Raw genomic sequence first — 13013 nt, 5'->3', positions numbered from 1 at the left:
TACCTCTCCCCGCAAGGGGGAGGGTGCTGCGTTGAGGAGGAGGTTTCGTGGTGACCAGCCTGAGCCGCCCGAGGATCCAGCCGGTCAAGGCCGGCGAACTCCTGTTCACGGGCAACGACTGGGACTTCGACACGATCCGGCGCATCCACGACGCCTGCGAGGCCATCGCCGGGCCCGAGCTCGGCCTGTCCTGGTACCCGAACCAGATCGAGATCATCACGGCCGAGCAGATGCTCGACGCCTACGCCTCGATCGGCATGCCGCTGTTCTACAAGCACTGGTCCTTCGGCAAGCACTTCGCCCAGCACGAGGCGAGCTACCGCCGCGGCCTGATGGGCCTCGCCTACGAGATCGTCATCAACTCGGACCCGTGCATCTCCTACGTGATGGAGGAGAACACGGCGACGATGCAGACGCTCGTGATCGCGCACGCTGCCTTCGGCCATAACCACTTCTTCAAGAACAACTATCTATTCAAGCAGTGGACCGACGCGGAGGGCATCCTCGACTATCTCGACTTCGCCAAGGGTTTCATCGCGCGCTGCGAGGAGCGCCATGGCCAGCAGGCGGTGGAGCAGGTGCTCGACGCCGCCCACGCTCTGATGAGCCAGGGCGTGCACCGCTACCCCCGCAAGAAGCGGCCCGACCTCGCCTCCGAGCAGCGGCGCGAGCGCGAGCGGATCGAGCACGGCGAGCAGATCTATAACGACCTCTGGCGCACCCTGCCGAACAAGCCCGGCGCGGCGCGCACGGACGCGGCGGCCGACCGGCGCCGGGCGTTGCTCGAACTGCCCCAGGAGAACATCCTCTACTTCCTGGAGAAGGTCGCCCCGCGCCTGCGGCCCTGGCAGCGCGAGATCCTGCGCATCGTGCGGCTCGTGGCGCAGTACTTCTACCCGCAGCGCCAGACCAAGGTGATGAACGAGGGCTGCGCCACCTACGTCCACTACCGCATCATGAACGCGCTCTCCGAGAAGGGGCAGATCGGCGAGGCGGCCTATCTGGAGTTCCTGCAGTCGCACACCAACGTGATCCGGCAGCCGAACTACGACGACCGCTCCTATGGCGGCCACAACCCGTACGCGATCGGCTTCGCGATGATGCAGGACATCCAGCGCATCGTGAAGCAGCCGACGCAGGAGGACCGTGCGTGGTTCCCCGAGATCGCGGGCACGGGCGACGCCATGGCGGTGCTGCGCGACGTCTGGGAGAACTACCGCGACGAGAGCTTCATCGCGCAGTTCCTCTCGCCGAAGCTGATGCGGGACCTGCGCCTGTTCCACGTGGTGGACGATCCGGACGAGCCGGAGCTGCGCGTCGAGGCGATCCACGACGAGCGCGGCTACCGCAAGATGCGCCGCTCCTTCGCCCGCCAGTACGACGTGGCCTGGCTCGACCCGGATATCGAAGTGGTGGATGTCGACCTCGAAGGCGACCGCCGGCTGATCCTGCACCACAAGGCGCTCAACCGCATCACCCTGCAGAAGGAGGATGCGGGCCGCGTGCTGCAGCACCTCGCCGACCTCTGGGGCTACGACGCAGTGCTCAAGGAGATCGACCCGGCCACCGGCACGGTGCTCGCCGAGCACGTGGCGAGCGCGCGGCCAATCTTCTTCTGAGCGGATCGCCGATCCCGCCTTGTCCCCCGCCTAAGGCCGTGCTGCATGGGCTCCATGAGCAGCACGGCCCTGACCCTCGCGGAGACGCAGGATTTCCTCGACCGCGAGTTCCCGCAGATGCAGGCGGGGGGCCGCGCCTACCATCTGGAGGCGGTGGGCCCGCTCTCGGCGCGGATGCGGCTCGAGGCGCATGAGCGCTTCCTGAGGCCCGGCGCCACGGTCTCGGGCCCGGCCATGATGGCGCTCGCCGATTACGCGCTCTACGCGGCGATCCTCGCCAATATCGGCCCCGTGGCCCTCGCCGTGACCACGAGCCTGAATTTCAACTTCCTGCGGAAGCCCGCAACCGGCGATCTCCTGGCGGAATGCCGGCTGCTCAAGCTCGGCCGCCGGCTCGCGGTGGGCGAGGTGCTGATCACGGCCGCGGGCAGCGACGATCTCGTCTGCCACGCGACGGGGACCTACTCGATCCCGCCGCGCTGAAGATCCATCAGCCGGCCTGCGCCCGCGCCTCGGTGAGCCGCGCGGCGTAGCGGGCGATCAGGTCCACTTCGAGATTCAGGCGGTCGCCCTCGCGGCGCTCGCCCCAGGTGGTGACCTCCAGCGTGTGCGGGATCAGCAGCACCGAGAACAGGTCGCCCTCGACCGTGTTGACGGTGAGCGAGGTGCCGTCGAGGCAGACCGAGCCCTTGGCCGCGATGAAGGGCGACAGGTGGCTCGGCGCCCGCAGGGTGAAGCGCTCGCTCGCCCCCCAGGAGGATTCGGTATCGGTGATGGTCTCGCGCGAGACGATCTCGGCGAGCCCGTCCACATGGCCGGTGACGAGGTGTCCGCCGAGCTCGTCGCCGATCCTCAGCGAGCGTTCGAGATTGATCCGCGTGCCGGCCCGCCAGAGCCCGACCGTGGTGCGGGCCAGCGTCTCGGCCGCCGCATCCACCGCGAAGACGGCGCCGCCCTCGGCCGGCTCCGCCGAGACCGCGGTGAGGCAGGGGCCGGAACAGGCGATAGAGGCGCCGAGCGCGATGCCGGCCGGATCATAGCCGCAGCGGATGGTGAGGCGGCGCAGGGACTCGTCGCCCTCGACGGAGAGCACGGTTCCGATATCGCTGACGAGGCCGGTGAACATCTAAGGTACCCGCTCGTAGGTGACGGCCCGATCGGGCCCGAGGTCGCGCGCCGCGACCGGCTGCAAGTGACCGCCCTCGATCAGTTCGCCGAGATGCGGACCCATGGCCGGCAGGCCGCCCGCCGGGCCGAGCGCGTCGGGCCCGGTGATCAGGGTGCACAGGTCGATGAGATCGGCCCGTGCCAGGGCGTCCGCAAGGTGCGGCCCGCCCTCGCTGCAGACCCGCGTCAGGCCGCGCTCGGCCAGCGCCGCGAGCGCCGCAGCGAGGTCGACCTGCCCGCGCCCATCCTCGGCGACCCGCGTCACCTCGACGCCGAGACTCTCCAGCATGCGCTTGGCATGGGCCGGAGCGCCGCGGGTGGTGAGGACCAGGGTCGGGACGTCGTGCGCGGTCCGCACCAGCACGCTCGACGGCTGCAGGATGAGGCGGGAATCGAGCACCACCCGCTGCGGCGAGCGGCTCGCCAGCCCCGGCAGGCGCACGGTGAGCGAGGGGTCGTCAGCCCGCGCCGTGCCGATCCCGACGAGGATCGCGTCGGCATGGGCGCGCCAGAGATGCACGGCCCCGTCCGCGACCGCCCCGGTGATGCGCAGGCGCTCGGGGCCCGAGGCGGCGGCGAATCCGTCGCGGGTCCGGGCGAGCTTGAGATGGACCGCCGGGCGCCCCTTCGTGATGCGGGTGACGTGGCCGAGATGGTCGCGTCGCGCCTCCTCGGCGAGCAACCCGGTCTCGACCGCGATGCCGGCCGCGCGGAGCTGGGCATGGCCGCGGCCGGCGACCCGCGGATCCGGATCCTCGATCGCGCTGACGACGCGGGCGATGCCGGCGGCGACGATCGCGTCGGTGCAGGGCGGGGTGCGGCCGTGATGGGAGCAGGGCTCCAGCGTCACGTAGAGGGTGGCGCCGCGCGCCGCCGCGCCGGCCTCGGCGAGCGCCAGCGGCTCCCCGTGCGGGCGCCCGCCCGGCGCGGTGATGCCCTGGCCGACGATGCGCTCCGCGCCCGGCGGCCCGGCCACGACCACGGCGCCGACCGAGGGGTTCGGCCAGGTCCGGCCGAGATGGCGCAGGCCGAGCGCCAGGGCCAGGCGCATGAAGCGGGCGTCGCTCACGGCTGCGTCCGACGGGACGGGCGCCGTGCGGGCGGGTCGGAATCAGGCGCCTCGGCCGTCTCGGACTCCGTCTCGGCCACGGCGCCGAGTGTCCCGAGCAGGTCCTTGAAGTCCTGCGCCTCGCGGAAATTCTTGTAGACGGAGGCGAAGCGGACATAGGCCACGTCGTCGAGGCCCTTCAGCGCCTGCATCACCAATTCGCCGATCGCCTCGGAGCTGACCTCGGCCTCGCCGCTGCTCTCCAGCTGCCGCGTGATGCCGCTGACGAGGCGCTCGACCCGCTCCGGGTCGACCGCGCGCTTTCGAAGCGCCACGTCGATCGAGCGCTGGAGCTTGTCCCGATCGAAGGGCACGCGCTTGCCCGAGCGCTTCAGCACCGTGACCTCGCGCAGCTGTACCCGCTCGAAGGTGGTGAAGCGGCCGGCGCAGTCCGGGCAGACCCGGCGGCGGCGGATCGCCGCCCCGTCCTCGCTGGGCCGCGAATCCTTCACCTGGGTATCCGAGCCGCCGCAATAGGGGCACCGCATGGGCGGTCCTTCGTGCCGTGAAACGAGAGAGGCCGCGGATCCGTGGATCCGCGGCCTCGTGTCCTAGCCTCTCGGGCCGACCGCCGGAAGGGCGGCGGCCATGCCTGAGCCTCAGCCGTAGATCGGGAAGCGGTCGGTGAGCGCGTGGACGCGGCTCTTGACGCTGGCCTCGATCTCGCTGTCGCCGGCCTCGCCCTTCGCCGCGACGCCGTCCAGCACCTCGACGATGAAGCCGCCGATCTGCTTGAACTCGGCGACGCCGAAGCCGCGCGAGGTGCCGGCCGGGGTGCCGAGGCGGATGCCCGAGGTCACGGTCGGCTTCTGCGGGTCGAAGGGCACGCCGTTCTTGTTGCAGGTGATGTCGGCGCGCGACAGCGCGGCTTCCGCCGCCTTGCCGGTGAGGCCCTTCCGCTGCAGGTCGACCAGCATCAGGTGGTTGTCGGTGCCGCCCGAGGTGATGTCGTAGCCGCCCGAGATCAGGGTGTCGGCGAGCGCCTTGGCGTTCTCGATGACCTGGCGGGCGTAGATCTTGAACTCGGGCTTCAGCGCCTCGCCGAAGGCCACCGCCTTGCCGGCGATGACGTGCATCAGCGGGCCGCCCTGCAGGCCGGGGAAGATCGCCGAGTTGAACTTCTTGGCGAGCGCCTCGTCGTTCGTCAGGATCATGCCGCCGCGGGGGCCGCGCAGGGTCTTGTGCGTCGTGGTGGTCGCGACATGCGCGTGGGGGAACGGCGACGGGTGCACGCCGGCCGCCACGAGGCCCGCGAAATGGGCCATGTCCACGAAGAAGTAGGCGCCGACCGCATCGGCGATCTCACGGAACTTGGCGAAGTCCCAGTGGCGCGGATAGCCCGAGCCGCCGGCGATGATCACCTTGGGCTTGTGCTCGTGGGCGAGGCGCTCGACCTGCTCCATGTCGATGCGCTGGTCGTCGCGGCGCACGGTGTAGGAGACGGGCTTGAACCACTTGCCCGAGACGTTCGGGGGCGCGCCGTGGGTGAGGTGGCCGCCGGCGGCGAGGTCGAGGCCCATGAAGGTGTCGCCGGGCTGCATCAGGGCCATGAACACGCCCTGGTTGGCCTGGGAGCCGGAATTGGGCTGCACGTTGGCGAAGCCGCAATCGAACAGGCGCTTGGCGCGCTCGATGGCGAGGTTCTCGGCGATGTCCACGAACTGGCAGCCACCGTAGTAGCGGCGGCCCGGATAGCCCTCCGCGTACTTGTTGGTCAGCACCGAGCCCTGGGCCTCGAGCACCGCGCGCGAGACGATGTTCTCGGAGGCGATCAGCTCGATCTCATGCTGCTGCCGGCCGAGCTCCTGCTCGACGGCGCGGGCGATCTCGGGGTCCGCCTCCGACAGGGGCGCGGAGAAGAAGGTGCTCGAGAAGTGCTTGTCGGCGGCGGTACCGGCGCTCATGGGAATGCCTCTGTTCTTGAAAGTCCGGGCAGGTGACCCCGTCGTCCGTCGGCGTACACGGGCGGGCGTTCAAACGCGAGAGTACTACACGCCCCCCCGCAGGAGGCCAAGCACAGGCATTTTTCGGCTGCCGTCAAAAAAATTGACGGCCGGCTACCAAGAACGCGTCAGCCCGGGAGGTTGGTCTCGATCAGCACCGTCTCGGTCTCGAAGGTCGCGGCGTGCCAGGCGCCGGCCGGGAAGTGGAAGACGTGGCCGGCCGCGAAGGGCTGCCGGCCCTGCTCGGTCTCCAGCATGCCCGAACCCGAGACCACCTGCACGAACTGCTCGTGCGGGTGGCTGTGTCGCGCCGCCTCGGTGCCGGCGGGGATGGTGATGTGGACGAGGCTCGCACCGGCCCCGGCGATGCTGCGCCTGGCGACGCCGCTCGGCGCCACGGTCTCGTCGCGCTCGCTCCAGGCGATCAGGTGGTCGGTCATGGCGTCGCGCCTCGGATCGGGTTGTCCGAGCGGGAGAGATGCAGGCGGTCGCCCTACCGTCAACGGAGGCCGGCGACAGCCGTGCCGGTTTGCCGCGCGGTCCCCCCTTCAGGGCCAGACCGTGATCGCCACCGGGCGGCGCACGAGGTCGCGATCGGAGGTGACGGTGCAGCCCTCGGTCCGCAGCGTCGCGTAGGTGAGGAGCGCCCGCTCGCCGGCATCGTCGAAATTGCGGCCGGCCGCGCCGGGATCGAGGAGCGCGGGATAGGCGATGAGGCCGCCCGGCGCCGCGCAGGGGTCGTCGTAGAGCGTCGCCCCTTCCATGAGCAGGCGCGGCCTGTCCCAGGCGAAGAGGTCGCGCGAGGTCGTCCAGTAGAAGCCGGAGCGCGGGAAGTCGCCCGGCGCGCCGGTCCCGGCCTTGGCCATGAACACCGCGATGAAGACGCCGGTGCCGCGGTGGCGCACCACCGCCCCGACCGGGCCGGGGAAGGGGCCGACCGGGCGGCAGGTCGCGGGCTTGCCGCCCTTCAGGTAAGGGTCGGGGAAGGCGGCGGTGAAGCCGGCACCTGTCCAGGCGCGCCAGCTCGCCGGGTCGGCCGGCCGGTCGCTGCGGAACAGGCAGATCCCGGCCTCCTGATCGCTGCCCGGGCGCTGCCAGCCGGTGGTCGAGGCCAGGAAGTAGCGCCAGGGCCCTTCGCCGACGATGTTCGAGGGGTTGAAGAAGCCCCGGTGCCGGCCCTGGTCCACCTCCTGGGTGAAGGGCGGCCCCGCCACCACGCGGGGCGGGCTCGCGCGGGTGAAGCTGCGCCCACCATCCGCCGAGGCGGCGGCGGTGATCGTGTTGTACCAGCACTCCATGTAGACCGCCGAGCGGCAGCGGCCCGGATGCTCGTTGGCCTGGTACTCGTGGTGGACGAGGGCCGCGACGGCGCGCCCGTCCTCGGTCCAGGTGGCGGTGATCCAGGAGCGGTCGTCGTAGAGGGCGGGATCCGCCTTCTCGCCGGACTCGAGGACCACCGCGCAGTCGAGCTTCAGGTGCTCCAGGTCCGGCCCCCGCAGGGCGCGGTTGCGGTAGTGCATGCCGAACAGGGCGACCGCGCCCGAGGCGTCGCGGAAGGCGCGGGCCGGGGCGTCGGGCACGTCCGCGCCGTCGCAGGCGTCGCGGCCCGCCTTGAACACCAGGGTCGGCGGCCCGACCAGGGTGAGGCTCGAGAGCGGCGGCTCCTGCGCGGCCGCGGCCGGGAACGCGGCGCCCGCGAGGGCGAGGCCGAGGCGGACGGCGCGCAGACGCATCGGAAATCCTTCTTTGCCGTGGATCACGCGGGGAATCACGCGCCTGCGGCGAGCGGCTGCCTTCGATCTTTCGCGCTCCCTGACGCCGAACCGGCATCCACTTCGGCGGGGCGCGCTCTGGACACGCCCGACAGACTCTGTTCAGAACCGTTACAGGGAGCTTGAGCGGGCCCTGTCCGGCGCCGCCTCTCCACAGGCGCGCGCCCGGAGTCGGGTTTCCATGCTCATCATGATCCTCGGCCTCGTGCTGTTCCTCGGCACGCATTCCTTCTCCATGGCGCGCGAGCGGCGCGCGGCCGTGATCGGGCAGGTCGGCGAGGCGAAGTACAAGCTCGGCTACACGCTGGCCTCGGTGCTCGGCCTCGTGCTGATCGTGGTCGGCTACGGGCATTACCGGGCCACGGGCTACGTCCCGGTCTGGGATCCGCCGGTCTTCACGAAGCACCTCGCCCTCCTCCTCGTGCTCCTCGCCTTCATCGTGATGGCCTCGGCCTACCTGCCGGGCCGGATCCGGGCCTTCGCCAAGCACCCGATGCTGCTCGCGGTGAAGATCTGGGCGACCGCGCATCTCCTGGCGAACGGCGATCTCGGCTCGATCGTCCTGTTCGCCGCCTTCCTCGCCTGGGCGGTGGTGGACCGCATCAGCGTGAAGCGCCGGGCCGTGCCGGCGGGCGCCGTGGCGCAGCAGCACGGCGGTCAGGCCGCGCCGTCCGGCGGGCGCAACGACATCCTGGCCGTGGTGATCGGCCTCGCCGCATGGTTCGTCTTCGCGCGCTACCTGCACCCGCTGCTGATCGGCGTGCCCGTCTGGCCGGGACAGGCCTGAGGGCTGGGCCCGCTCGCTCAGCGCAGGCAGGGCAGCGGCGCGGGCGCCGGGAGGCGGCCGGCGAGCCGCTTGTGCAGGTGCACCATCAGGGCGATGCCGAAGAGCGGCGTGACGAGGTTGAGCACCGGCACCACCATCATCCCGGCGAGCAGGCAGCCGGCCGCCAGCGTCGTCGACGAATGCGTGCGCCGCATCTCGGCCGCCTCGGCCAGGGGCCGGTAGCGGGCGGCGGCCATCTCGAAATACTCCCGCGACAGGAGATAGGCGTTGGCCGCGAAGAAGGCGGCGATGCCGATCACCGGCACGAAGAAGATGATCAGCGCGCCGATATTCACGAGCAGCGTCAGCCCGGCGAAGCGCAGGGCGTAGAGCAGCGCCGTGCCCCAGGGCAGCGCCCGGCCGACCGGCTCGGCCGGGAAGTCGGTGCGCTCCACGATCTCGGCCGCGTCGTCGAGGAAGAAGCCCGCCACCAGGATCGAGACCGCGGGCATCACGTAGGCGAGCGCCACGACAAGCCCGAACCCCGCCAAGAAGAAGGCCAGGCTGTCGAGGAACGGGTACTGGTCCGAGATGTGGTGGCTCGCCTGGAACCACTGGATCAGGCGGGTGAGCCCGAACCAGACCAGCACGAGCAGCCCGAAGGTGAGGCCGAGCGACTTCCACAGAATGGCGCGCAGAGGCGGCGAGAAGGTCTGCCGCAGGGCCGAGAAGGCGGACTGGATCAGCATCGGGTGGCTCCTCGCGCCGCGGCGCCCGGCGGATGTGTGGCGTCGGCGGCGGGCCGCCGCAAGGTTCTGGACGGCGCGGGCCCGCGCAAATCCCCGCGCACTTTCCGCCCCCTGCCGCGTTCCCCGCGAGGCCTCCCCGGACCGGACGCATGCCGAACCGCCTCTCGAACCGTCTCGCCGCCCTTGCCGCGGCCTGCCTCCTCGCCGCGCCCGTCCTGGCCCACGAGCCCCTGCGCTGGCGGCCGGCCGCGACCGCGCCGGCCCCGCGCTCGGAGGTGACGGTAGCCGCCCTCGATGGGCGCGCCTACGTGATCGGCGACTACAACGGCGCCACCGAACTCCTCGTCTACGACCTCGCAGGCGACCGCTGGAGCCGGGCAGCGCCCCTGCCCCACCCCATCCACCACGCGATGGCCGCGGCGCAGGGCGGCCGGATCTACGTGTTCGGCGGCTACGTGAAGGGCTGGACCGCGAGCGGCGAGGTCCTCGCCTACGATCCCGCCACCGATGCCTGGACGCCGCGCGCGCCGATGCCGACGCCGCGCGCGGCGGGCGGCGCGGCCCTGCTCGACGGGCGCATCCACGTGGTCGGCGGCAGCACCAGCGGCGGCGCCAACGACCCGGCCCACGAGGTCTACGACCCCGCGCGCGACAGCTGGGCCACGGCCGCCAAGCTGCCGACCCCGCGCGACCACCTCGCGGTGCAGGCGATGGCGGGCCGCATCGTCGCGATCGGCGGCCGGCGCGACGGCGATCCGGACCGCAACCTCGCCGCCACCGAGATCTACGATCCCGCCACGGATCGCTGGCAGGCGGGCGCGCCCCTACCGACCGCCCGCAGCGGCGCCGCCTCGGCCGTGCTCGGGGACGCGGTGCTGGTGATCGGCGGAGAATCCGGCAGCAGGACCTTCGCCGAGGTCGAGTCGTACGATCCCCGGACGGATTCCTGGCGCACCCTTGCCAAGCTGCCGACGCCGCGCCACGGCTTCGACGCGGTCGCCTGGGAGGGCCGGATCTACACCCTGACCGGGAGCCCGCGCCCCGGCGGCGACAGGTCCGGCACCGTCGAGGTACTCGCGCCCTGAACCTGGGATAGGGACATCGCCTCGCGCATGGATTCGCGGATCAGCCAGGGCCGGCCCGAGCATGCCCGCCACCGCCCGAGCCATGTTCCCCGCCTCGCGCCACTGCCGGAGCAGCCGGAGGTGATCGTGGTCGGCGCGGGTGCGGCCGGCATCGCGGCGGCCCGTGCGCTCCGCGAGCAGGGCGTGGCCGTCGCCGTGCTGGAGGCGCGCGACCGGGTCGGCGGCCGCACCGTCACCACGCGGATCCGCGGCCACGCGGTCGATCTCGGCGCGCACTGGCTGCATGCCGGCCCGATCAATCCCCTCGTCCAGCTCGGCCTCGCCCGCGGCGAGCGCCTGCGCCGGTCGCCCCAGCTCGGCCATGTCTGGGTCGGGCGCCGCCGCGGGACGCCGGCCGAGATCCGCGCCTCGGCCCAAGCCTTCGACCTCGCCGACCGCGCCATGACCGCGGGTGCGGCGGAGGCGGGGCCGGACCGGCCGGCCGCGAGCGCCCTGCCGCCAGGCCTCGGCCCCTGGGGCCAACGCGTCGTGCAGGTGCACGGCCTCGTCTCGGGCCGCCCCTTGCGCGAGGTGTCGCTGCACGATTTCCCGAGCATGGAGTACGGCGACAACTTCTTCCTGGCCGGTGGCTACGGCGCCTATCTCGCCCGGCTGGCCGAGGATCTGCCGATCGCCCTGTCGCGGCCAGTGACCGGCATCGACTGGTCGGGCGAGGGCGTCACCGTCGCGACCGAGTCCGGCCCCTTGCGGGCGCGGGCGGTCGTCGTGACCGTGCCGACGATGGTGCTGCGGCGGACGCTGCCCTTCACCCCCGCCCTGCCGCCGGAGACCCGCGCGGCCATCGACGGGTTCAGCACCGGCATCTACGAGCACGCGGTGCTGCACTGGCCGGAAAGCCCGTTCCGAGGGCCGGACCGCCTCGTCAGCATGGCCGGCGGGCGGCAGGCACCCCCGGGCCTGCTCTCGCGGATCGACGGCAGCGCCTTCCACTTCTACGAACTCGACACGATGGGCGCCGCCGCGGTCGACGCGACCGGGGGCGATGCCGACGCGGCGCGCCGGCACGTGCGGCAGGTGCTGCGCGAGCACTTCCCGGCCTCCGCCTTGCGCGGCCTGACCATTCCGGCGGTCAGCGCGTGGCGGCACGATCCCTGGTCGCGCGGCTCCTGGGCCGTGGTGCCGCCGGGCCATGCGGGCGCACGCCGCACCCTCCAGGCGCCGGTCTCCGGGCGGATCTGGTTCGCGGGCGAGGCCCTGTCCCGCCTGCAATGGGGGACGGCGGGGGGCGCCTTCGAGGAAGGCACGCGGGCGGGGCTCGCGGCGGCCGAGCGTATCCGCGCGGGCACAGGGTAGCCGCCGCGAGCGGGCGGGAGGGTCCGCCCGCCTTGCCGGGGCGGCGCGAACATGCATCCCGTTCCAGGCAGGATGTGTGGGAGCCCCGGATGAACTGGGTCGAGGCGATCGGCTATCTCGGCACGGCGCTGACCATCTCGGCCTCGGCCATGAGCACGATGATCCCGCTCAGGATCATCGCGCTGCTGGCGAGCTGCGCCGTCATCACCTACGGGTTCCTGATCGACAGCATGCCCGTCGTGCTGACCGAGATGATCCAGATCCCGTTCAACGCCTTCCGGCTCTGGCAGATGCTGCGCCTCGTGCGCGACGTGGAGAAGGCGGCCGACGGCGACCTCTCCCTCGACTGGCTGCGCCCCTTCGGCTCGGATCGGTCCTTCGGCGTCGACGAGGTGCTGTTCCAGAAGGGCGACCCGGCCACGGAGATGTACTACGTCGAGAGCGGCGTCTTCAAAATCCCCGAATACGGGCTCGAGGTGCGCAAGGGCGGCATCGTGGGCGAGCTCGGCCTGCTCTCGCCGGGCAACACCCGCACCGCCTCCCTCGTCTGCGTCGAGGCGGGGCGCGCCCTGTGCGTCTCCTACTCGGACGTCAAGCAGCTCTACTACCAGAACCCGGAATTCGGCTTCTACTTCCTGAAGCTCACGAGCGAGCGCCTGTTCCAGAGCGCCCAGCTCGACAAGGCGAAGAAGCCAGCCCCGGCCGAGGGCGACGTGCTCTAGCGACGTGCTCCGAGGGGCCCGGCCCAGCGCGTCCGCCTCCGACCCCGGTCACGGCTTCACCGGCGGCGGGTGGCCCCGCGCACCGACCCCGTCGCCTCGCCGCGCGGGCTCGGGACCGTGCCGGCGCGGTCCGCGAGCCAGGTCCGCCGCCTCTCGATCAGCGTCTTGAGCCGGGCCGCCCGCTTCTCCCGCTGCCCGCACGCGCAGGGCCAGTCGCAGTTCGGGCTGAGATCGTGCGCGGAGGCGTTTCCCTCGAACAGGCCGACGATCAGGAGGACGACCGAGAGCACGAGCCAGACGACGCCGAGCACGGCGAGCGCCGTGATCGGCCAGGCGAGGCCGAGCCCGACCAGCCCCGCCAGCGCGAGCTTGAGCGCGAGCGAGCCGGCGAGCTTCAGCTTGATCAGGGTGAGGAACGTCGCGCCGGCCCCGAGGGCGCCGCGCAGGCCCCGCAGCATCCGAACGCGCAGCCGCCTGCGATCGGCGAGCGCCTCCAGCCGCCCCAGCTCCCGCGCGACGCGGACCGCATCGTCCCGAACGACATATCCCCCTGCCGCCACCCGTCCCCTCCCCGTCTCTCGCAGCCGCCGGCATTCGAGCATCCCGGGGGCTCGCGCGGCGTGAGGCTGCACACCCCGGGCGGCGGGGCAATACGGGCGGGCTTCGGCCGCCACGATTCCGTCCATCCCCTGGCCCAGCCTCGGCCGCGATCGACGGAGGAGAGGAGAC

The 13013-nt window shown here is 72.1% G+C and carries 14 protein-coding genes; 6 read left to right on the top strand and 8 right to left on the bottom strand.

Features of this window, described 5'->3' with window-relative positions; genetic code table 11:
• Positions 1-47: 47 nt before the first annotated feature.
• Both MTDSW087_RS07530 and MTDSW087_RS07525 read left to right on the top strand, forming a co-directional pair.
• Entirely contained in the window at positions 48-1619 is a 1572-nt protein-coding gene (locus MTDSW087_RS07530; protein WP_144762404.1) for a SpoVR family protein, read from the top strand.
• Between the two features lie 54 nt (positions 1620-1673).
• On the top strand, positions 1674-2102 hold the full coding sequence (locus tag MTDSW087_RS07525) for a PaaI family thioesterase (RefSeq protein ID WP_144762401.1): 429 nt from the start codon (positions 1674-1676) through the stop codon (positions 2100-2102).
• Positions 2103-2109: 7 nt separating this feature from the next.
• Here MTDSW087_RS07525 and MTDSW087_RS07520 read toward each other — a convergent pair whose 3' ends face one another.
• From MTDSW087_RS07520 to MTDSW087_RS07495, 6 genes are all read right to left on the bottom strand, one after another.
• Positions 2110-2745 (bottom strand): riboflavin synthase, encoded by a 636-nt coding sequence (locus MTDSW087_RS07520; protein WP_144762398.1) that lies wholly within the window; start codon positions 2743-2745, stop codon positions 2110-2112.
• Positions 2746-3837, bottom strand: coding sequence for a bifunctional diaminohydroxyphosphoribosylaminopyrimidine deaminase/5-amino-6-(5-phosphoribosylamino)uracil reductase RibD (gene ribD, locus MTDSW087_RS07515; RefSeq protein ID WP_144762649.1), 1092 nt, complete (start codon positions 3835-3837; stop codon positions 2746-2748).
• 14 nt (positions 3838-3851) lie between these two features.
• A complete protein-coding gene (nrdR, locus tag MTDSW087_RS07510; protein ID WP_144762396.1) occupies positions 3852-4382 on the bottom strand; it encodes a transcriptional regulator NrdR in 531 nt (176 codons plus the stop codon).
• A gap of 111 nt (positions 4383-4493) precedes the next feature.
• On the bottom strand, positions 4494-5798 hold the full coding sequence (gene glyA / locus MTDSW087_RS07505; RefSeq protein WP_144762392.1) for a serine hydroxymethyltransferase: 1305 nt from the start codon (positions 5796-5798) through the stop codon (positions 4494-4496).
• 167 nt (positions 5799-5965) lie between these two features.
• Positions 5966-6277: a cupin domain-containing protein gene (locus MTDSW087_RS07500; protein ID WP_144762389.1), complete on the bottom strand. Its 312-nt coding sequence runs from the start codon at positions 6275-6277 to the stop codon at positions 5966-5968.
• Positions 6278-6385: 108 nt separating this feature from the next.
• Positions 6386-7570, bottom strand: a complete 1185-nt coding sequence (locus MTDSW087_RS07495; protein WP_144762386.1) for a hypothetical protein — start codon at positions 7568-7570, stop codon at positions 6386-6388.
• Positions 7571-7790: 220 nt separating this feature from the next.
• Between MTDSW087_RS07495 and MTDSW087_RS07490 the strand changes: the two genes are divergently transcribed.
• Complete coding sequence (locus tag MTDSW087_RS07490) at positions 7791-8396, top strand: NnrU family protein (protein ID WP_144762383.1); 606 nt, start codon at positions 7791-7793, stop codon at positions 8394-8396.
• A 17-nt stretch (positions 8397-8413) separates the two neighbouring features.
• Here the strand turns inward: MTDSW087_RS07490 and MTDSW087_RS07485 are convergent, their stop codons facing one another.
• A complete protein-coding gene (locus tag MTDSW087_RS07485; RefSeq protein WP_144762380.1) occupies positions 8414-9124 on the bottom strand; it encodes a sulfate transporter family protein in 711 nt (236 codons plus the stop codon).
• Between the two features lie 149 nt (positions 9125-9273).
• Between MTDSW087_RS07485 and MTDSW087_RS07480 the strand changes: the two genes are divergently transcribed.
• From MTDSW087_RS07480 to MTDSW087_RS07470, 3 genes are all read left to right on the top strand, one after another.
• Entirely contained in the window at positions 9274-10209 is a 936-nt protein-coding gene (locus MTDSW087_RS07480; protein WP_144762377.1) for a Kelch repeat-containing protein, read from the top strand.
• 27 nt (positions 10210-10236) lie between these two features.
• The gene (locus tag MTDSW087_RS07475; protein WP_144762374.1) at positions 10237-11562 is read left to right on the top strand and encodes a flavin monoamine oxidase family protein; all 1326 of its coding nucleotides are present in this window, start codon (positions 10237-10239) and stop codon (positions 11560-11562) included.
• Positions 11563-11651: 89 nt separating this feature from the next.
• On the top strand, positions 11652-12284 hold the full coding sequence (locus tag MTDSW087_RS07470) for a Crp/Fnr family transcriptional regulator (protein ID WP_144762371.1): 633 nt from the start codon (positions 11652-11654) through the stop codon (positions 12282-12284).
• A gap of 56 nt (positions 12285-12340) precedes the next feature.
• On the opposite strand, the gene MTDSW087_RS07465 is transcribed toward MTDSW087_RS07470, so the two are convergent.
• Complete coding sequence (locus MTDSW087_RS07465; protein WP_144762368.1) at positions 12341-12844, bottom strand: hypothetical protein; 504 nt, start codon at positions 12842-12844, stop codon at positions 12341-12343.
• Positions 12845-13013: the final 169 nt, after the last annotated feature.

The sequence above is a fragment of the Methylobacterium dankookense genome (assembly GCF_902141855.1).
Classification (GTDB): Bacteria; Pseudomonadota; Alphaproteobacteria; order Rhizobiales; family Beijerinckiaceae; genus Methylobacterium; species Methylobacterium dankookense.
The sequence above is the reverse complement of the archived record's forward strand: the minus strand, read 5'-3'. Positions and strand labels throughout refer to the sequence as shown.